Raw genomic sequence first — 20,387 nt, forward strand, 5'->3', positions numbered from 1 at the left:
TACTTGTAAGATGATAGGTGTGAAAGATTTTCCTGGTTGTAGTGAGAGGGACACATGGGAATATTAATAACAGGTGCTGCAGGTTTGATAGGATCGGCTTTAGTAGAAAAGTTAGAAAAGCAGGGTTATGAAGTAATAAGCTGCGATATTAGGTTTCGCGACAACCCACTCAGTTTTTTTTCAGAAGATATAATGCCGCTACTCGCTAAGTGTACGGGGGTTATTCATCTGGCTGCAATTTCTAGAGTTATACATGGTGAGCTTTATCCTGAATTGTGCCAAAAAGTTAATGTCGATGGTACAATCCAATTCTTAGAATTCTGCAAGTCGCTTCCGAATAAACCATGGTTTATATATGCAAGCAGTAGAGAAGTATATGGAGAACAAAAGGAACTACCAGTTGCAGAGTCTGCTAGTATCAACCCAATAAATAATTACGCCAAAGGTAAAGCATTTATTGAAGAACAAGTAATAAATTTAAAAGGTTCTAACTTTAATGTAGCAATATTACGCTTCTCAAATGTATATGGTGGTTTACTAGATCATAGTAGTAGAGTAATTCCTGCACTCTGTATCAATGCATTGAAAGGCGATCCAATTAGGATAGAAGGTAAAGAATGTGTTTTTGATTTTACCTATTTGGATGATGTTATAGAGGGTATATACTTAACTGTTAAATATTTACAAAACGAGAAATCTTCTCTTCCTGCTATTCATCTTACTACTAATAGCCCATGTACTTTAGAAAACTTAGCAAAAACAATATTAAAAGTCACGGAAAGTGATTCTAGAATTGATTTTTATCCTCCAAGAAATTTTGACGTAACTAAGTTCCATGGTGATTTTACTAGAGCTAAAGAGCTACTTGGTTGGTCTCCAAAGCATTCATTAAAAGTAGGATTAGGTAAATTTATAAAAAGTCTACAAAACAATACACAAGAATATCCTAACAATATAGATATGGTAATATATGAAAATATTAAAAGTTATTCATGGTTACCCTCCTTATTATAGCGCTGGTTCGGAGGTTTACAGCCAAACTCTTGCCCATGAACTAGCCAATAATAATGAGGTACAAATATTTACTAGGCATGAAAACAGCTTCTTACCTGATTTCCATTATACTATAGCTCTGGACTGTAGTGATTCCCGGATCTTACTGAATTTAATTAATATACCTACAACTAAATATCGTTACAAATTTATCAATGAAGAAGTAAATATAAAATTTAAAAGAATAATAGATAACTTTCAACCAGATCTTATACATTTTGGTCATCTTAATCATCTATCAATTACTTTACCAGAAGTTGCTTTTAAAGAAAATATACCTACAATTTTTACGCTACATGATTTTTGGTTAATGTGTCCAAGAGGAAGATTTATTCAACGTAATTCTGAAGATTTGTTACGGCTTTGTGATGGACAGAAGGATCAAAAATGTGCAACCCAATGTTACAAGGGGCATTTTACAGGAGATGAAGAATTCTTGAATTCAGACTTAAATTATTGGGAACAATGGGTTGCAACTAGAATGAAGCAAACAAAGAAAGTAGTGGACTATATAGATTACTTCATTGCTCCGTCAAAATTCTTAATGGATAAATTTACTCAAGACTTTAATGTTCCGATAAACAAAATTTCTTATCTTGATTATGGTTTTGATCTAAATCGTCTTAAGAATAGAAATAGGGTGCAAGAAAAAGGGTTTATTTTCGGTTATATAGGTACTCATACTCCCGAGAAAGGTGTTGACCTATTATTGAAGGCTTTTTCTCGCTTATCATCTAAAGCAAAACTTAGAATTTGGGGAGCGGCAAGGGAAGAAACTAAAACTTTAAAAGCGATTGCCGATCAGTTTCCACATGCTGTTAAAGAAAGGATAGAATGGATGGGAAGTTATAACAATAAAAATATAGTTACTGATGTATTTAATAAAGTTGATGCGATAGTTGTTCCTTCAATTTGGGGTGAAAATTCACCATTAGTAATACATGAAGCACAGCAACTGAGTGTACCAGTAATAACGGCTGATTATGGTGGCATGGCAGAATATGTAAGAGATGGAATAAACGGACTATTATTTAAGCATAGAGATACAAATAGTTTGTCAGAAAAAATGCAAGTCCTATCTACAGACCAGGAATTATACAGTGAACTGACCCAAAGAGGCTATCTTTATACTAAAAATGGTAATGTACCTTCTATAAGTGAGCATACTGAGAAACTTAACAAAATTTACCGTAATGTTATTGAAAATAAAGGCAAATCAGTGGCTACAAAACCTGGTCCTTGGAGAATTACTTTTGATACTAATCCAGATTACTGCAACTTTGCTTGTGTAATGTGTGAATGCTTTTCACCATATAGTAAAGTTAAAGAGGAGAAGAAAGCTAAAGGGATAAAACCCAAGATAATGTCAATAGAAACTATCAGGAAGGTAATTAAGGAAGCAGATGGAACACCTTTAAGGGAAATCATTCCTTCTACTATGGGTGAGCCTTTAATGTATAAAAGCTTTGATGAAATAATCAATTTGTGCCATGAGTTCGGCCTGAAGCTTAACCTCACGACCAATGGTTCTTTTCCTATTAAAGGAGCTAGAAAATGGGCTGAACTATTGGTACCAATTTTATCTGATGTTAAGATTTCCTGGAATGGGGCAACTAAAGAAACTCATGAAAGAATCATGAAAGGTTCAAAATGGGAAGTAGTGACAGAAAATTTAAAAACTTTCCTTGAAGTTAGAGATAAATACTTTAGCGATACAGGTGAAAGGTGTACCGTTACTTTACAATTAACATTTTTAGAAAGTAATTTACATGAACTTTACGACATAGTTGAGATGGCTATAAAAAATGGCATAGATAGAGTTAAAGGACATCATCTTTGGGCACATTTTAAGGAAATTAAGGATCTATCTATGAGGAGAGATGAATTAGCAATTAGTAGATGGAATACGGAGGTGGGAAGGTTATATGAACTTAGGGATAATATGCTATTGCCAAATGGTAAAAAGATAAAATTAGAAAATTTTACGATCCTTTCTCAAGAGGGTATCAAGGATTTGGCTCCAGGTGGTCAGTGCCCATTTTTAGGTAAAGAAGCATGGATAAACAATGAAGGCAAGTTTAGTCCCTGCTGTGCTCCAGATGAACTACGCAAAACATTAGGAGATTTTGGCAATGTTAATGAAGTTAAACTGGAGGAAATATGGCAAAGTAGCGAGTACCTAAACTTACAAAAGAATTATTTAAACTATGAATTATGCAAAACATGCAACATGAGAAAACCATTAGTCAATTAATGAAAGATAGTAAGTACCTTAAATCTATTAGGGTTTCCCCCTGTGAAAGGTTTCACCAATTGTCAGAAAATCCTTTGTACAAAAATAGATTTATTAGAGTTGATAAATTTCACGAGCCTGGCCTTGCACCAGTTTATGATGAGACAGGCGCTTATCACATCGATGCAATGGGAGAAGCAATTTATCGCGACAGATTTTTAAAAACTTTTGGATTTTACTGCAATAGAGCAGCCGTAGAAGATGACACAGGGTATTACCATATTGATCCATCTGGATGTAGAGTATACAAACATTCGTATCAATGGATTGGAAATTACCAAGAAGATATTTGTGTGATTAGAAAGCATGATAAGTTTTTTCATATTGATTTGAACGGCAATAGAGTTTATGAGCAAGAATACAATTATGTTGGGGATTTTAAGGATGGTATCGCTGTAGTCCATAAAGATGGTAAAGCTACACATATTAATAATCATGGAAAGTTAGTACATAATAAATGGTATAAAAAGCTTAATGTTTTTCATAAAGGATTTGCTATTGCAGAAGATAAGCATGGCTGGTTTCATATAGATATTAATGGCAATCCTGTTTACCGGCAAAGATTTAAAATGGTAGAAGCATTCTATAATGGCATGGCAAAAGTTGAAACTTTTGAAGGTGTATTAGGACAGATCGATATTACCGGAAACGTAAAGTTTAGTATTTTTGATTTAGATAAAGAATCTCAAGTGCATAAGATTTCTGCAGAACTTTCAGCCTTTTGGAAAACTTACCTCGCAAATGTTGCTATTGAACTTGATTTGTTAAATATCTTACCTGCAACTATGCCAGTTTTATCTCAAAAGTTAAATATTATCGTTCCAAATCTAGAAAGGCTGTTAAGGGCGTTGTGGGAAATAGGGTTTATTGATTACGATAAGAACAAGGACTTATGGCAACTATCATCAAAAGGTAAGTGTTTTAAGGAAATACCATTTTTGCCTAAAGCAGCAGCAATGTGGGCAAGGGTTGCCGCTGAAAAGAATTGGTTAAAAATTGCCGATATATTAAGGCAGGAGTCAATATCTTCATTTGAATCTTTTAAGGAGAAAGAAACATCAGAAGACAGGAAAATAGCGTTTTACCAAGCATTGCTAGGATATTCCAGGTTTGACACTAAAGAGTTTAATTCTAGGGTTAATATAGATGGTGCTAAAAATATATTGCTATTTGGCGTACACTCTTTATTTCTTGCTTATTCTGATATACACAATAAAGGTTCTATAGGCTTATATTATTACAACGAACATAAAGTGCCTAGGCAGGCAGTAGAAGATTTAAAAATTAAACTCATAACTCAAGAAGAATTATCAGCTACAAATTATGAATTAGGTGTCTTTTGCCGCTTTCTGCAGCATTATGATGATAATAAGGTATTGTCTTATTTAAAATTGGTAAAAAATAAAGGAATACCACGCGTTTTAGTGATAGAAACTATCCTAGATTACTACTCCCCAGTGGGAGGTTCTGTAGATATTAATGTAATGGTTGAAACAGGGGGTAAACTAAGGACATTGAGCGATTGGAAAAGAATACTAAAACAAGTAAAAGGGCTTAAAATTTTTAGTATTGTACCTTTAACAGATTATTTATCAGTTATTGACATTAGGTGTTAATATATGAAAGCATTGCAAAAAAATGGTTTTTTTATTATCAAAAATCTAGTTCCTTTAGAGTTAATAACTCAGTCTTTAAATGATATAATAAGCAAGATATCAAAGTTATCTCAAGAATTAGGTGTTTCAACTTCTGACTATTTAAACTGCACTGGAAGATGGGGTACATCATCTCAGGTAACTAGAATTGTATCTCAAGTATTAGATAAAATTATTAAAAATTATCTTGAAAAGTCACTTCAATGCCAGATACTGCAGAAAAAATCAAATGTTATATGTAAAACTGCTGATTTAATAGATGCAGTTCCCTTCCATCAGGACATCTCTTATAGCTTTAATGACCCTTATCATTTTTCTGTTTGGCTAGCTTTGAATAATGTCAATAAAACTTCAGGTGCACTACAAGTTATAGAAGATAGTCACAACTGGAAAATACAGCCTCTAGTTGATTTTTGGCATCCATACTTTTTGGATCAATACTCGGATAACCGGGAAAATTATAAAATTAAGTCACTACCTATTTCAGCAGGAGATGCGATAGTTTTTGATTCACGGTTATGGCATGGTAGTGATAAGAATATAGATGCTAAAGATAGGTTTGCTTATGTTACGAGATGGGTTGTAAAAGATAAAAGTCTTCCTTGTGTGCCAAAACCTCAGCCTTCAGTTTTTGGTATATTAAACTGTGGTGCATTAACAGAATTTATACTGAGAGAATACTTATCATTATTTCGTCGCCAGGAAAGTATAAAAACAAAAAATATGGAAGAACTTATTAAGAGCTGGTTAGCCTTTATTACAGACACAACTACAAATATTTCTGAGGTCAACACTGCTGAAGCTAAGCGAGATTTATATAAGCTACTTATTCTGAATCAAGCGCCAGCACTACATGATGCTGGAGACATTTCAGGAAAAATATACAAAAATTTATGGTTTTCACTGCTTGTATTTCTCAATAAAAAAGTCAATGTGGTGGAGCTAGCATTATAAATGAACAAAAGTAGAGTTGGTAGTTTCAAGTATATATTGGTGTTCATTTTGAATATCTTATCCAAGTTTAAGCTTAATGTGCTTGTAATGTTCCTGGTTGCCCTAGTAGTGGCTGTTGATTTATCTTTTAGAAAGTATTTAGTAAAAAATATCTTAGATACAGCTGTAAAATATCAAGAAGGTAATGTAATTGAAAATCTTTTATTACCTGTAAGCGCTTATGTTTGTATGGCATTACTTATTACTACTGCTTTTAGATTCTATGGCTATTTTGTTGACATTCGAATGTTTACCTCAATGCGTCAAAAAATAGCTGATATGTCTTTTTACAGGCTGCTTCAGCAAGACCATTCCTATTATCAAAACAACCTATCCGGAAGTTTAGTATATAAGGTCAGTAACTTAATGGATAGTGTGATAGAGCTAATAAGACTGCTTATAGACTGTTTCTTTAGTTATAGTATAGCATTAATCTTGGCTATTTATACTTTATCACTAGTAAATATAAAGTTTGCAATAGCTACATTCATTTGGGTGAACATTTTTATTTTGATTTCGGTTTTCAGTTTTCGGGTGCTTACCGGATTAGCCGATGATCATTCTAAACAAAGTTCACAAGTAATAGCGGGTATAGCCGACAGTATTTTAAATGTTATATCAGTAAGGTTATTTTCTCGGCAAGCGCATGAGAGGCATAAATTTTTTCAAGTATGCAAGAAAAAAACTATTGCAGAAAGAAAATTACAATGGGCATACTTTTGGCTTTGGTTTATATATGGCTATTCATTTGATATACTCCAAGCAGTAAACTTGTATTTTTTAATTCATGATTATCAATTGAACAAGATTGCAATAGGAGATATTGCTCTTGTACTTGGAATTAATATATCGATTATAGAGTTTCTTAACCATCTAACTAGGAATCTTACCCAATTTTCTACTCATTTCGGCAAAGTTTCAGATGCATTGCCAATCTTGACTACCGTACCAGAAATTCAAGATAAGGAAAATGCTAAAAAATTAAATTTATTAAGTGGAAGAATAACGTTTAATAATGTTTCTTTTTCTTATGAGGGTCAGAAGTCATTATTTCAAGATTTTTCAGTTACCATTAATCCTTGCGAAAAGGTAGGTCTAGTTGGTTATTCTGGAGGTGGTAAATCTACTTTTATAAACTTAATCATAAGGCTATTTGATGTTAAAAAAGGTAATATACAGATTGATAATCAAGTAGTATCGGAAGTTACACAGAGTTCTTTGAGGCAACAAATATCTGTAATACCTCAAGAACCATTGTTGTTTCATGATACTATTTTAGCAAATATTATATATGGTAAACTTCAATCTACTATCGAAGAAATAATAAGAGCTGCAAAGCTGGCTGGTATTCACGATTTCATTATGACTCTACCCGATCAATATGAAACTGTAGTCGGAGAAAAAGGCATAAAGCTATCTGGAGGGGAAAGACAAAGAATAATCATAGCGAGAGCATTTCTAAAAAACGCTCCGATATTATTTTTCGATGAGCCAACTAGTCAGTTAGATTCTATAACAGAGAAAACAATTCAAATGAGTTTATTTAAGTTGATGGAAAATAAAACCACCATTACTATAGCACACCGTATTTCTACACTTTTACATATGGACCGAATTCTAGTATTTAACAAAGGAAAAATTGTCCAAGATGGTAAACACGCTGAATTAGTTTCTAAGCAAGGTCTTTACAAGGAACTTTGGAATGCTCAAATTGGTTGTTTGAATGGCAAAAAATAAGATGGAAAAAATTATTGATCTGAGAAGTGACACTACAACTCTGCAGAGCTCCAACGTTATACATGCAATAAGTAATGCAACTGTTGGAGATTTTGCTTATGGTGAAGACAAAAGCTGTAATGACTTATCAGAATATTGCAAACAATTATTCAAAGTAGAAGAAGCATTATTTGCAACCAGCGGTATGCTTGCAAATAGATTAGCCATTGCCAGTCAAACAAGTCCTGGTGATGAACTAATAACTCATTATAATTATCACGTTAATTTTTTCGATAGCGCAGGCAATGCAAAAGTAAATAATATCGTATTTAATTGTATTAGAAATAATAGCGGAATCTTAGATGTTGCTGAAGTAGAATATGCTATTAATTCTAAGCCAAGGTACAAAATTTTTGCTCAGGTGAGTCTTGTTTCTATAGAAAATAGTATAAACGGGTTTAATGGTAAAATTTATCCTTTTGAAAAACAAGTCGAGTTATATCACTTTTTAAAAGCTCACAATGTAAATCTTCATTTAGACGGTGCAAGAATATTTAATGCTCATGTCGAAACAAATATTGCTTTAGCAGATTATGCTAAATATGTGGATACAATGAGCTTTTCTTTTACCAAAGGACTTGGAGCTCCTTTTGGTTCAATGCTTATGGGTAAAAGAGAGATAATTGAAAGGGCTAAAAAGCTACAGGTTTGGCTAGGTAGTGGTTATCATCAGATAGGGTATTGTGCTAATGCAGCAAAGTATGTACTACAGAACAATATTTCTAGGCTTAAAGAAGACAATAAACTCGCCAAACTGTTTGCAGACAAGATTAAGGAAATTCCACACATAAAACTGGTACTACCTTATCCAGAAACTAATATAGTAAGCTTTAGTATAAAAGCACTAAATGTAACTAATGAGGTTTTCTTGAGTAAGTGCCAAGCTTATGGTTTATTGCTTTTTCCTTGGCTCGAGTCTCATATAAGAGCAGTTACCCATCTTGGCACAAAGGAAACAGACATCATGAAAGCTGCTGAAATTATAAAGGAGGTTGTGTTAAATTTAATATGAGAGTAAAAATAGATTTCTTTAGCGATTCAAACACTGACCCTTCAGCTAAAATGAGGGAAGCGATGGCTAAAGCAAAAGTTGGAAACGAAGCTGCATGTGAAGATCCAACTGTGAACGAATTAGTGGCAACCGCATGTAAAATATTAGGTAAACCTGCAGGAATCTTTTTGATTTCAGGAACGATGTCCAATGTAATTGCTTATAAAGTACACATTCAAAGACCTGGTGATTACTTGCTGCTTGATGAAACTTCACATCCACTCATAGTACAATCTGGCTTGATCGCAGCCCAGGTACATGCTACTCCTTTGCCCATCAAAGGTACAAGAGGAATATTTACTGGAGAACAAATTGTTGAGTTTATTACTCGTCCTAGTTTAAGAAATATTCCGAGAGTTGGGCTTGTTTCTATCGAACAAACGACAAATTTTGGTGGTGGAGCTGTGTGGCCTTTAGAATATATTCAAGAGATCTCAAGTCTCTGCAAAGAGAATGACGTATTCACTCATTTAGATGGAGCAAGACTGTTCAACGCTTGTGCTCATACTAAAATATCTCCAAAGGAGTATGCAAGTTATTTTGATTCGGTATTCATTGATTTTAGTAAAGGATTAGGTGCTCCAATGGGTGCAATATTGCTTGGAAGTGAAGATTTTATTGAAAAAGCTTGGTACTATAAGTTTCAAATTGGCGGAGGTATGCACCAAGCTGGCATTATTTCAGCTGCATGTTTATATGCTCTACGTAATAATGTAAATTCTTTAGAAGAAGATCATAAAAAAATGCAGCACCTTATAGAAGGCCTAGACTCCATAGATCAAGTTATAATTGATATCGACCTGTATAAAACTAATATAGCGTATTTTTCATTACGTACTAATTGTATATCTACTCAAGAATTAATAAACGTACTAATGACAAATTATGGAATTAGAATGGCTAACATCAAAGGTAAAATCAGAGCTATAACACATAGAGATATAAGCTATGAAGATATTAATACTACTGTATCTGCTATAAGAAAGATACTAAGTAATTTTCTGCACTAATTGTTTGCAAACTTCTTGTCAAACAATATTATACCAATATAGTATTATGCTAGCATCTGCATAGAGCTATTTGGGAATAGGTGTGAACTTTGTCTTCTTTCAATATTTACTATTCTTCTGTGGATATATGCTGCTTTATTTATCAAGACAAAGTATACCAATTGCTCTACCACTGTTAATAGATACTGACCATGTAAAATTAAGCTATTTTTTTGCCTGCTTTTCTTTTTTTTATGGAGTATCAAAATTTGTTAATGGAATAATCATGGACTCCAAAAATAATCCATTATTTATGTTTGGGCTATGCAATATTGCAACTGGATTATTAACCATTGGTATAACTTTATCATATAATAATCTAACTTTATTACTGTTAACATTAATATTATTAGCTTGGACACAAGGGTTAGGTTGGCCAGCTATTACCAAGTTTATGGTTACAAACTCTAGCATCTTTTCAATTGCATCATCATGGGGAGTTATGAGCGCATCTCAGCAACTTGGTTCTTGTATTACTTTAATTGTATTACCAAGTATAATTAAAATATATAATGCAAAAAGTGCATTTTTGTACTCTGGTTTCTTATGCTTACTTTTTGGAATTTATATAATATTAAAGGCATATTACAAAGAAAGTGCCAACTTTACTACCTATTATAAGGTGCAGAAATCTCAAATAGGTATCAAGGTAACAAGTTCCATATGGTTTCTATGTTGTGCTACTTTTTGTGCTTATATTATAAAAATGGGAATCTTCTTTTGGTTTCCTATAATTTTAAAGAATAAATTACAAATTTCTCTTGTACAATCCTCACTAATAACAGGCGTATATGATTTAGGTGGAATCCTTGGAACTTTAATAACAGGAAGAATTAGTGATATGTACTTCTTTCAAAATAGAAGCTTGCTGGCATCACTTTATATGTTGGGTATAGCACTCACTTTTATTGCAATGAACTTTGGTCAAAACATAATTCTTATGAACCTTGGTGCAATCTTATCAGGATTCTTTATATTTGGAGTGCAAGTACTGACAGGTGTTATAGCTGTAGAAATTGCTCCACAAAATAATGTATGTGCAATTGTAAGCTTAACAGGATTATTTGGGTATATTGCAAGTTCAATATTTTCATGCGTGCTCTTAGGAGTACTTGTTAAGCACTGTGGTAACAGTATTATGTTTTCATTTTTTTCCATTTGCTCTGTTGTTGCACTCGTTTGCTTTTCCATACTATCAAGCAAAGATCTAAAAAAACTAAGTAAAGCGGTGTAAAAAAAATTTCTCAACAGTTAAACTTTGTAGATAGATTTTTTACCCAAGGAATAAACATGGTAACCATATCTTAGTAATAGCTCGCTATCTAATAAATTACGGAAATCAAAAACATTAGGTGCAGCCATAATACTCTTTAAACTTGCAAAATCTTGATTTTTAAATTCTTTCCACTCCGTTAACAATAACAAGGCTTCCGCGTCCCTTGCAGCCCCTATAGCATTGTCCGCGTATTCTATATCCTTTAGAACTTGCCTAGCATTATCCATCCCCATTGGGTCATATGCAGTAATTTTAGCCTTGTTATTCACTAACAATTGTGCAATATCTATAGCTGGGCTATTTCTTACATCATCAGTACCAGACTTAAAAGTTAGCCCCCATATTGCTATTTTTTTATTTTGGACTCCATTTAATACATATTCTACCTTTTTAGCAATGTTTGTTATATGATTATAGTTAGATTCCTTAACTGAATTTAAAATTTGTAGCTTGACATTGTGATCTTCAGCAAGCCTTATTAAAGCTGACAAATCTTTAGGAAAACATGATCCTCCAAATCCTGGACCAGCTTTGAGAAATTCCTTACCTATTCTATGGTCCATTCCCATACTGTTAGCTAAAAGGTCAATGTCTGCTCCTAATAGCTCACATAAACCTGCCATCTCATTGATAAAAGCAACCTTTGTTGCTAGAAAAGCATTAGAAGCATATTTAATCATTTCAGCAGTAACTGTATCAGTGACTATTAACGGAATATTCTTATCTATAAATGATCTATATATAACTTCTAGTTTTGCTCTAGCTAGCTTAGTTTTTACTCCTATTATTATCCTATCTGGGTATAAAAAATCTGATACTGCAGAGCCTTGCTTGAGAAACTCTGGATTAACCCCCAAATCAAAGTTATAGCCCTTATTAGATAAATAATTATATATATTTTCTGCAGTACCAGGAGGAACAGTTGACTTTATCACTATTAAGCAATCTTGATTAACTCTCTCAGAAACTTCACTTACTGCATTATATACATTCTGTAAATTTGCATTTCCTAGGGAGTCTGATGGAGTATCTACAGTTACAAACACTACTTCTGTGTTGGGATTTATTTGAGAATACGAATCGAAGAATCTTATCCTTTGTAACTTTATATTATTCTCTAAATAGTCTGCTAATCCAGGCTCATATATAGGAATTTTTCCTAATTTCAATAACTCAATCTTCTTAGTATTTATGTCAATGCAATCAACGTTATGACCCTGCTCTGATAACATTGCACAAGATACTAAACCTACATACCCTATTCCTATAATGGTTATATACATCTTGTCATCACCTTAAAAATATCCTAATGTAGCTCAACTGCTTAAACATTTAAAAAGAACATCATTAACAATTAGAGTCATAAATTTTTACTCTAGCGTTGCATACATTATTTTTCTTAATTACTTTACTTTCTGAATAAACTATAAACAAAGTCGATGGTATTAATATTAAAATACCATACAAAGCACTTTTATCAGGCAACTCATTAAACATAACATATGTTACTATTGCAGAAATTATTAGCTCTATGTATCTATATGGTGCAAGTGCAGTAGCATCTGCAAGAGTAAAAGCTTTTAATGTGAAGAACAGAATTAGATTTGAATTAATTCCCAAAATCAGTAGTAATACTAATTCTAACAAGGAAGGCAAATGCCAATAAAACAGCAAAGGCACAGTGGAAAAAATAGTTGTTGTTAGAGCTGAATAAAATAACATACTTATTACGGACTCTTTTATTGCGAGTTTCTTATTAAGTATGTCTAATATAGCAAAGATTAATGTAGATACAATAAAAATAAGAATTTTAGGATTAAAGTCTTCACTATAAGCTTTGGTAGTAATAGCAATACCAACAAAGCCAATAACAGTTACTGACCATCTTTGCCAAATTATATTTTCATTTAGTAAAGGGATTGCAAGAAGTATAACAAATAATGGTATAGAAAAACTTATAATTGTTGCAGTTACTATGGGAAAAATAGCTAACCCATAGGTCCACAAGGTTATTCCAACAAATAACAATACTCCTCTAGTTATCTGAATAGATATTTGACTTGTTTTAAAAGCTTCTCTTCCATAGTAAAGCATAAAAGGTACAAGGGTAATAGTGCTAAATAAAAAGCGGAAAAAGATTACTTCAAAACTTTGGAGATGTAAACTTAGATATTTTGATATAGTATCATTAGCTACACTACTAAGTAAACTGAGTATAAACCAGGTAACTCCAAGCAAATAAGCTCTTAATCTGTGATCCATAAAACTCCCAATTTAATATTTTATGAGATAACTTTACTATAAAAAAGATCAATACTAGACAAGTTTTCCTCTATCTACTGTTTAACCATATTCATAAATATTTAGTAGAAATGATTTGAGAAGTATTATATAAAGTGCAGCTTTATTGTATAATTTTAATAAACAGAAATGCTAACTGATTTTTTTGTAATATATGATAATACTTGCGAATACTATCACATTATCAGGAAAAGTAATCGGGAGTACTGACGGCTGTGGCAATTTTACCAACTAGCTTCTCTGCTAGCATTAGCAATATGTGTTTTCAGTGTTAGCTGTGAAGACGTTAAAGAAAGTTATCAAACAAGCAAATTAGCAGCAAAACTTTACGAAAATGCTTCAGTTGAGTCAGCTAAACAAATTTTCAGAATAGATGTATTAAATACGTAACCATCTTTACTTATATCTTAATATAATGTTTCTCAGTACCGTCTTTAACACAATTCAATTTTCACACTCATCAGCAGTTAGGCCACTTGCTCGCACAATAATATCAATTGCAACACCTGCCTTTGCTAGATTTTTCGCAACCCTGATTTTCTCTGCTTTTTTAACTTTTTCCTTGCCGCTTTTCATATCTTCAGATAGAGATTTGACTAACGCATCTAATGATTCCGGTTCTCTGTACTCGTTTATTAAACTCAATAGCTTTTTACTTTCTCTCGTTTCAGGTAGCAAGACTTTAATATTTACTGATAATGCTCCTGCTATTTCATATAATTTATCAAATAGTATGGTAGTATAACCTCTTTCATATTCATGTATTTCCTTGAGTGTTACGCCAACTTTATCCGCTAAATCTTTTTGAGTATACCTTCTTATTAACCTCCATTCTCTTATTCTTTGCCCTATTCTGTAATATATAGAATCAGTGCAGATTTCTCTCTCTGTATTATCATACTCGTAAATAGATAAGCCGGTTGCCTGGGAAATTATGTCAACTGAAACTCCTTCTTTCACTAGATTTTTTGCTATTTCCAACCTTGCCTCTTCTTGATTAATTTTTTCGCTAATATGAACAAACCTGACTAATGAAGGTACTATTTTGCCTAACTTTTGATTCTCATATATTTTCGTTAGATAGAGTATTTCCTCGTCTTCATAGCTGTCTTCCCTTACTATTACTGGTTCGGGTAATAAATCTATAGCATTAACTGACAATACTCTTGCTATTACATATAGTACTTCAATTGGAATAGGAATATACCCATTTTCATAGCTGTTTACTTCTTGGTATGTTAAACCTATTTCACTTGCCAATTCTACTTGAGTATGCCCTCGCATTAACCTGCTATCTTCTATTTTTTGTCCTATTTTGTAGCTTATAGAACTAATATCGCTTACAGAAACAAACATATATACCTTACTTAGAAATAAATTTTCATGCAATTTGATCAACGGATAAACCGATTATTTGCAAAATAATATCAATAGAAATTCCCCCTTTTACTAAATCCTTTGCAACTTTAATCCTTTCTATCTCTCTCACTTTCTCCTCACAAATCCGTATCCCTTCAAACAAAGACTTTATTAGTGCATGCCGTAGTTCTTGGCTCTCAATTTCTTTGTATTCTTTAATCAAATCAGGTAGCTCATTTTTCACTTTACTCCCTTCCTCTATTAGTAGATCCGTAATATTAATCGATAATGCTTCTGCCATTTCATATAATTTATCAAGTGGAACAGCAGTCCTTCCTTGCTCATAGTTGCTTATTTCGTCACGTGTTGTACTCATTTTTTCTACTAAATCTTTTTGAGTATACTCTCTCACTAGCCTCCATTCTTTTATCTTCTTTCCTATTTGGCAGTAAATAGAACCTCCTTTTTCTTCAACGCATTCATCAGCAGAGAGGCCAATTGTTTTTGCAACAATATCAACAGAAACTCCTGCTTTAACCAAACCTTTTGCAATCTTTATTTTCTCTGCTTTTTTACTACTTTTTTCACTAACTTGGACAAAATTGGTTAGTAAACAAAACATCTTACGTAACTCCTGGTCATTAATCTTTTTATATTCTCTTACTAGATTTAAGATTTCTTCTCCCTCATCTTCAAGACAGCTTTTTGATATAGGAATTAGATCCGTAATACTGATTGATAGTGCCTCAGTTATAGCATATAACCTTTCAATTGAAATTCTACGATTCCCTTTTTCATATTGAAGTATTACCCAGTACTTTACACCAAGTTTCTCTGCTAAATCTTTCTGAGTATACCCTCTCTCTAACCTCCAACTTTTTAATTTTTCTCCCACTTTATAATCTAGACTTTTTTCCACAAAAAGAACCATACATATAATATTTTATACTATAGCTCAAAGGCTCCAGATATAATAGCCAGACTCTGGAACCTTTAAATTGATGAATTAAAGTGCCCTACAAGTTTCTTTACTATTTTCACGTACTTTGTCTGCCCATGAAAACAATTTTTCACTTACTTCCTTCTGCTTTTCACTCCATATGCCGCACCTAGTGAAATTACCTCTTTCTACCACTTTCTTAAGTTTCACTCCCCCAAAAAGGCAATTTTTTCCAATTTCTTCTCCTCTTTTTTGTAATTCAGCCCACATTTCCTTATCCGCTACTTTTACTTGTACCTGACTGCAGTTTTTTACGTCCTGGTACAATACAATATTTAGCTTACCAAGGCTTGTAGGCAATTCTAACACAACGGAGCTACCATCTGATACATCAACGTAATTTCTTGCACCTCCTTCCTCCCTTCTGATCTCAACTGCATTATTACCCATTTTTAAAATGTTACTCCCTAACTCTCTCAGTATTTTGGCTACCTCTACCTTGCTATTCCCAGAAAACTCTATGTACGATGTTGTATTATCTATCTCAACATCTATTAATTCTCCTTCTTGCACAGCACTTTCGCCAGCTTTCTCTAGTTCTTCTAGTCTCTCATCTATCTGTGGCTGAACTTCTGGTTGTAGCTCATTATAGATTTCACCTATCAGTTTATTCTGTAGTAGAGTATCATGAAACTCTGCACCACTTAGCATTAGCTTACGCATTATCTTTTTTCGATCACTTTTTTCTAATCTGTGAAAGTGTGTGCCCAATATCATGTATTCTGCGAAGCTCCACTCCCCATCATTACATGCATTTACTCTTGCTCCAGAGGCTAATACTTGCTCTATAACTTTATGCAATGCATTTACGTTTTTTGTCTCTACTACAGCACTCTTAAACCAGCTCAACTTTTCACTTTCGCTTGCACTTGGTTTTATTTTTTGCAAATTTGAAGCAAATGGATTTAAATCTTCTGCTTGATCATTTAAAGGTTTTGTGCCATAAACATAGTCAAGGCTTTTCCCGTAGTTGATTTTGTTTTCGCGAATGTTTCTGCTAGGGGAGGCCTCCCGGTTTATCTCCTTCTGGTTATTAATTTTACTCACAAATTTAGACTGCTTTATATCAACGCCTTCAAGAGCACCAAATATTTTCTTGTGATTAACATTAGTCTTTTTATTCCGATCTTTACTAGTCATATAAACCTCATATTAAAAATACTTTTTAAGCGTACAATAAACTTTATACATCTTACTACTCATTATAAATTATAATGAGTAGATTTGCAAATACTTTCTACTATAACAATCCATTTTCTCGAAAGCTGAAATAGCCTCCACTTGTGATGATAATATGGTCAAACAATTTTACGCTTACAGTACTACATGCTGCTGCTAAGCTCTTCGTTACTGCTTGATCTTCTTCTGATGGCTCTAAGCTCCCTCCAGGATGGTTATGTGACATTATTATTGATGTTGCATTTTTCATTAATGCCTTTCTTGTAATTTCCTTTATGTATACTGGTGCTTTTTCCATTTCACCAATATAGGATTCTTCTCCAATTAGTTGACGCCTTTTATTCAAGTACAGTATTTTTACACATTCCCTTTCTGAGTGGCCTATACTTACGTTTAAGTACTCTACTATCCCTTGTAAGTCCATGATTGGCTCACTCTTAAGCTTTTCTTTCAGTACCCTTTCTAGTGTTTCCTTAACACACATAATCATTGCTACTGCAGAATCAGTTACTCCTTCTATAACTTTCAGGTCATCCATTTCTCTACCTAAAATCCTTCCTACTCCTGTATAAGTATTCACCAAATTTTTAGCAATTTCTTGAGCCTGTGGGCTTTCATGTACTGCACTTAGAAACGTTTCCATTATTTCACGATCAAGTAGTGCTTTGCCTTTGCTTTCTAATATTCTGAATTCGATTTCTTCTTTACTTTTATTCATATAATTTACCTTTCACTAACAACAAACTTTTTTTAGATATTTACTGCTGTTTTTTATCAGCATTGGCATAAAGCCATAGCTTTCGAGTGAAGTCAAATCAATTTCTCAATCTTTTTTACTTATTTTTTCATCTAAGAGTAAAGATATTAATATATACTGATTTTTTATTTTAAATCTGTTGAATTTCGCCTAAAGAGAGGCCTGTTATTTGCAAAATAATATCGGTAGAAATTCCTCCTTTCACTAAATCCTTTGCAATTTTCATCTTTTCTGCTCTTTTCACTTTTTCTTCGCAAATTTGTATGCTTTCAAACAGAGATTTTATTAGCGCATAGCGTAATTCTTGACTCTCAATTTTTTTGTATTCTTTTATTAAATCAGGTAGCTCACTTTCTACTATCTCATCTTCCTCTATGAGCAGATCTGTAATGCTAATTGATAATGTTTCTGCTATTGCATATAATTTTTCCAGTGGAATGGCCACACGTCCTTGCTCATAGTTGCTTATTTCATCACGTGTTGTATCCATTTTCTCAGCCAAATCCTTTTGAGTATACTCTCTCACTAGCCTCCATTCTTTTATCTTTTTTCCTATTTGGTAGTAGATAGAACCTGTTTTTTCTTCAACACACTCATTAGCAGAGAGGCCAATTGCTTGTGAAACAATATCAACAGAAATTCCTGCTTTAACCATACCCTTTGCAATTTTTACCTTCTCTGCTTTTTTACTACTTTTCTCACCAACTCGGGTAAATTTTGTTAGCAAGTAAAACACCTTGCGCAACTCTTGATCATTAATCGTTTTATATTTTCTTACTAGATTTAATATTTCCTCTTCTTCGTTTTTAAGGCAAATTTTTTCACTTGATACAGGAATAAGATCTATGATGCCAACCGATAACACTTCTGCTATAGCATACAATTTCTCAATCGAAATTTTACGTGTTCCTTTTTCATATTGTAGTACTACTTGATACGTTACGCCAATTTTTCCCGCTAAATCTTTTTGAGTATAACCTCGCTTTAACCTCCAGCTCCTTACTTTTTGTGCTATTTTGTACCTTATCGAGATATTTGCCATAAATATTATACAGGTTAATACTACCAAATAAAGATATACAAAAGGGATGCTTCTTTCTATGTTTGAATTTTAGTTGAATATTTCTTCACAATTGTGTATAATTATTAATGCTTTTTAAGTGGATTTCCTATGGCTCTTTCGAAGTTTCTCGATCCCAAGAATGATATATCGTTCAAGCGCATCTTTGGTACTGAAAAAAATAAAGATATCCTTATTCACTTTCTTAATGATATTCTCGGCTTTGCTGGAACAAATGCAATACAGGATATAGAGTTTTTAAGTACTATTCAAGATCCTGATATTGCTTCTAAAAAACAAAGCATTGTTGATGTTCTTTGTAGAGATAAAAATGGGCTGCAAGTGATAGTCGAAATGCAGGTCGCTAAAACTAAGGGCTTTGAAAAACGTGCTCAATACTATGCTGCTAAAGCCTATTCAAGACAGGCTGACAAAGGCGATCAATATCATGACCTTAAGGAAATTATCTTTATTGCTATAGCAGACTGTATTTTATTTCCTGATAAGTCTGAGTATAAGTCAAAGCATACCATTCGCGATGAAGATACTAATGAACATGATCTAAAAGATTTTTACTTTATATTTATTGAGTTGCCTAAATTTCCAAAAACCAAAGAAGATCAGCTTTCAAGTATTGTTGAGAAATGGGTCTACTTCTTTAAATATGCAGATGAGACTAGTGAAGAAGAGCTGGAAAAAATAATAGGTAGTGATCTAATAATTAAAAAGGCCTATGAAGAACTAAATAGGTTCAACTGGTCAGAAAAAGAATTTATTGCCTATGAACAGGAAATAAAACGTATTCTTGATGAACAGGCTGTCCTTGCTCAAAAACTTGATGATGCTACTGCAAAAGGCATCCTCATCGGACATGAAAAAGGCAGAAAAGAGAGGGAAATTGAAGTTGCAAAGAATCTACTTAAAGCAGGAGTTTCTATTGATATCATAGCTCAAACTACTGGTCTTACAGCTAATGAAATTAAAGACTTAAGCTCTTTGGATGTTTAGATGAACATCTTTGTACTAGATGAAAACCCAGAGATTGCGGCAAAAATGTTATGTGATAAGCATATAGTAAAAATGCTATTAGAAACTGCTCAGTTACTGAGTAATGTTTTTTCAATAGCATTAAAAGTGCCAAATCCTTTAGTCAGCATCACAGACCAGAATATAGAAGTTCCATATAAACTTACTCACAAAAACCACCCTTGTTCTCTATGGGCTAGACAATCCAAAGGGAACTTTTTCTGGTTAATAAAATACGGAAGGGAGCTGTGCAAAGAGTATACTTGGCGATATAAAAGAAAACATAGATCAGAAGAAGTTATAGATTGGTGTGATAGTAATAAGAATTTGCTTGTTTTTCAATCAACCGATATAAAGCCTTTTGTACAGGCGTTACCAGATCAATATAAGTCTAGTCATTCAGTAAAAGCTTACAGAGAGTACTACCTAAAAGAAAAGATGAGGTTTGCTAAGTGGGAAAAGGGTAGAGAAGTACCGGATTGGTTGCTAAGCAGAATCGTACGTCTGAAAAGCCGCAAATAAAAAGAACGCCTTAATTAGTAGAGAGGAAGGTGCATAA

Annotated in this window: 17 protein-coding genes; 10 read left to right on the forward strand and 7 right to left on the reverse strand. The window is 33.1% G+C overall.

Translation table 11 applies throughout. The features are described 5' to 3' along the window. Positions 1 to 54: 54 nt before the first annotated feature. The 8 genes from ABWU24_RS00675 (at position 55) to ABWU24_RS00710 (ending at position 11,104) form a co-directional block, all read left to right on the forward strand. The gene (locus ABWU24_RS00675) at positions 55 to 1,014 is read left to right on the forward strand and encodes an NAD-dependent epimerase/dehydratase family protein (protein ID WP_006280064.1); all 960 of its coding nucleotides are present in this window, start codon (positions 55 to 57) and stop codon (positions 1,012 to 1,014) included. After that, the gene (locus ABWU24_RS00680) at positions 971 to 3,307 is read left to right on the forward strand and encodes a glycosyltransferase (RefSeq protein WP_006280065.1); all 2,337 of its coding nucleotides are present in this window, start codon (positions 971 to 973) and stop codon (positions 3,305 to 3,307) included. Before ABWU24_RS00675 ends, ABWU24_RS00680 begins: the two co-directional genes overlap by 44 nt. Next, positions 3,268 to 4,962, forward strand: coding sequence for a WG repeat-containing protein (locus ABWU24_RS00685; RefSeq protein WP_341815986.1), 1,695 nt, complete (start codon positions 3,268 to 3,270; stop codon positions 4,960 to 4,962). Before ABWU24_RS00680 ends, ABWU24_RS00685 begins: the two co-directional genes overlap by 40 nt. 3 nt (positions 4,963 to 4,965) lie before the next feature. After that, a complete protein-coding gene (locus tag ABWU24_RS00690) occupies positions 4,966 to 5,955 on the forward strand; it encodes a phytanoyl-CoA dioxygenase family protein (RefSeq protein ID WP_341815985.1) in 990 nt (329 codons plus the stop codon). Further along, positions 5,956 to 7,731: an ABC transporter ATP-binding protein gene (locus tag ABWU24_RS00695; RefSeq protein WP_006280068.1), complete on the forward strand. Its 1,776-nt coding sequence runs from the start codon at positions 5,956 to 5,958 to the stop codon at positions 7,729 to 7,731. It begins immediately after the preceding gene. 1 nt (position 7,732) lies between these two features. Further along, the gene (locus ABWU24_RS00700) at positions 7,733 to 8,782 is read left to right on the forward strand and encodes a threonine aldolase family protein (RefSeq protein ID WP_006280069.1); all 1,050 of its coding nucleotides are present in this window, start codon (positions 7,733 to 7,735) and stop codon (positions 8,780 to 8,782) included. Continuing rightward, a complete protein-coding gene (locus ABWU24_RS00705; RefSeq protein WP_341815984.1) occupies positions 8,779 to 9,831 on the forward strand; it encodes a threonine aldolase family protein in 1,053 nt (350 codons plus the stop codon). Before ABWU24_RS00700 ends, ABWU24_RS00705 begins: the two co-directional genes overlap by 4 nt. Before the next feature lie 127 nt (positions 9,832 to 9,958). Continuing rightward, entirely contained in the window at positions 9,959 to 11,104 is a 1,146-nt protein-coding gene (locus tag ABWU24_RS00710; protein WP_341815983.1) for an MFS transporter, read from the forward strand. Positions 11,105 to 11,121: 17 nt separating this feature from the next. Here ABWU24_RS00710 and ABWU24_RS00715 read toward each other — a convergent pair whose 3' ends face one another. The 7 genes from ABWU24_RS00715 to ABWU24_RS00745 form a co-directional block, all read right to left on the reverse strand. Beyond that, positions 11,122 to 12,429 carry a UDP-glucose dehydrogenase family protein gene (locus tag ABWU24_RS00715; RefSeq protein ID WP_006280072.1) on the reverse strand — a complete coding sequence of 436 codons (1,308 nt, stop codon included), beginning with the start codon at positions 12,427 to 12,429 and terminating at the stop codon, positions 11,122 to 11,124. A 64-nt stretch (positions 12,430 to 12,493) separates the two neighbouring features. Beyond that, complete coding sequence (locus tag ABWU24_RS00720; protein WP_006280073.1) at positions 12,494 to 13,408, reverse strand: DMT family transporter; 915 nt, start codon at positions 13,406 to 13,408, stop codon at positions 12,494 to 12,496. Between the two features lie 483 nt (positions 13,409 to 13,891). After that, positions 13,892 to 14,803 carry a helix-turn-helix domain-containing protein gene (locus ABWU24_RS00725; protein ID WP_010962716.1) on the reverse strand — a complete coding sequence of 304 codons (912 nt, stop codon included), beginning with the start codon at positions 14,801 to 14,803 and terminating at the stop codon, positions 13,892 to 13,894. Positions 14,804 to 14,828: 25 nt separating this feature from the next. Then, on the reverse strand, positions 14,829 to 15,737 hold the full coding sequence (locus tag ABWU24_RS00730; protein ID WP_006280075.1) for a helix-turn-helix domain-containing protein: 909 nt from the start codon (positions 15,735 to 15,737) through the stop codon (positions 14,829 to 14,831). A 75-nt stretch (positions 15,738 to 15,812) separates the two neighbouring features. After that, positions 15,813 to 16,946: a hypothetical protein gene (locus tag ABWU24_RS00735; RefSeq protein ID WP_341815917.1), complete on the reverse strand. Its 1,134-nt coding sequence runs from the start codon at positions 16,944 to 16,946 to the stop codon at positions 15,813 to 15,815. Positions 16,947 to 17,046: 100 nt separating this feature from the next. Next, a complete protein-coding gene (locus tag ABWU24_RS00740; RefSeq protein ID WP_006280787.1) occupies positions 17,047 to 17,703 on the reverse strand; it encodes a RadC family protein in 657 nt (218 codons plus the stop codon). Positions 17,704 to 17,872: 169 nt separating this feature from the next. After that, a complete protein-coding gene (locus ABWU24_RS00745; RefSeq protein WP_010962718.1) occupies positions 17,873 to 18,784 on the reverse strand; it encodes a helix-turn-helix domain-containing protein in 912 nt (303 codons plus the stop codon). 129 nt (positions 18,785 to 18,913) lie between these two features. On the opposite strand from ABWU24_RS00745, the gene ABWU24_RS00750 reads away from it, so the two are divergent. Together ABWU24_RS00750 and ABWU24_RS00755 are read left to right on the forward strand one after the other, a co-directional pair. Then, positions 18,914 to 19,810 carry an Rpn family recombination-promoting nuclease/putative transposase gene (locus tag ABWU24_RS00750; RefSeq protein WP_010962719.1) on the forward strand — a complete coding sequence of 299 codons (897 nt, stop codon included), beginning with the start codon at positions 18,914 to 18,916 and terminating at the stop codon, positions 19,808 to 19,810. Further along, complete coding sequence (locus ABWU24_RS00755; protein ID WP_010082266.1) at positions 19,811 to 20,350, forward strand: pyrimidine dimer DNA glycosylase/endonuclease V; 540 nt, start codon at positions 19,811 to 19,813, stop codon at positions 20,348 to 20,350. It abuts the gene before it with no gap. The last annotated feature ends 37 nt before the right edge of the window (positions 20,351 to 20,387 follow it).

The organism is Wolbachia endosymbiont (group B) of Hofmannophila pseudospretella, assembly GCF_964028515.1.
Taxonomy (GTDB): Bacteria; Pseudomonadota; Alphaproteobacteria; order Rickettsiales; family Anaplasmataceae; genus Wolbachia.

Excerpts from the sequence above, each read along its gene's own strand:
- ABWU24_RS00675 (WP_006280064.1), top strand. The coding sequence starts at position 55 with ATGGGAATATTAATAACAGGTGCTGCAGGTTTGATAGGATCGGCTTTA.
- ABWU24_RS00680 (WP_006280065.1), top strand. The coding sequence starts at position 971 with ATGAAAATATTAAAAGTTATTCATGGTTACCCTCCTTATTATAGCGCT.
- ABWU24_RS00685 (WP_341815986.1), top strand. The coding sequence starts at position 3,268 with ATGCAAAACATGCAACATGAGAAAACCATTAGTCAATTAATGAAAGAT.
- ABWU24_RS00690 (WP_341815985.1), top strand. The coding sequence starts at position 4,966 with ATGAAAGCATTGCAAAAAAATGGTTTTTTTATTATCAAAAATCTAGTT.
- ABWU24_RS00695 (WP_006280068.1), top strand. The coding sequence starts at position 5,956 with ATGAACAAAAGTAGAGTTGGTAGTTTCAAGTATATATTGGTGTTCATT.
- ABWU24_RS00700 (WP_006280069.1), top strand. The coding sequence starts at position 7,733 with ATGGAAAAAATTATTGATCTGAGAAGTGACACTACAACTCTGCAGAGC.
- ABWU24_RS00705 (WP_341815984.1), top strand. The coding sequence starts at position 8,779 with ATGAGAGTAAAAATAGATTTCTTTAGCGATTCAAACACTGACCCTTCA.
- ABWU24_RS00710 (WP_341815983.1), top strand. The coding sequence starts at position 9,959 with ATGCTGCTTTATTTATCAAGACAAAGTATACCAATTGCTCTACCACTG.
- ABWU24_RS00715 (WP_006280072.1), bottom strand. The coding sequence starts at position 12,429 with ATGTATATAACCATTATAGGAATAGGGTATGTAGGTTTAGTATCTTGT.
- ABWU24_RS00720 (WP_006280073.1), bottom strand. The coding sequence starts at position 13,408 with ATGGATCACAGATTAAGAGCTTATTTGCTTGGAGTTACCTGGTTTATA.
- ABWU24_RS00725 (WP_010962716.1), bottom strand. The coding sequence starts at position 14,803 with ATGTTTGTTTCTGTAAGCGATATTAGTTCTATAAGCTACAAAATAGGA.
- ABWU24_RS00730 (WP_006280075.1), bottom strand. The coding sequence starts at position 15,737 with ATGGTTCTTTTTGTGGAAAAAAGTCTAGATTATAAAGTGGGAGAAAAA.
- ABWU24_RS00735 (WP_341815917.1), bottom strand. The coding sequence starts at position 16,946 with ATGACTAGTAAAGATCGGAATAAAAAGACTAATGTTAATCACAAGAAA.
- ABWU24_RS00740 (WP_006280787.1), bottom strand. The coding sequence starts at position 17,703 with ATGAATAAAAGTAAAGAAGAAATCGAATTCAGAATATTAGAAAGCAAA.
- ABWU24_RS00745 (WP_010962718.1), bottom strand. The coding sequence starts at position 18,784 with ATGGCAAATATCTCGATAAGGTACAAAATAGCACAAAAAGTAAGGAGC.
- ABWU24_RS00750 (WP_010962719.1), top strand. The coding sequence starts at position 18,914 with ATGGCTCTTTCGAAGTTTCTCGATCCCAAGAATGATATATCGTTCAAG.
- ABWU24_RS00755 (WP_010082266.1), top strand. The coding sequence starts at position 19,811 with ATGAACATCTTTGTACTAGATGAAAACCCAGAGATTGCGGCAAAAATG.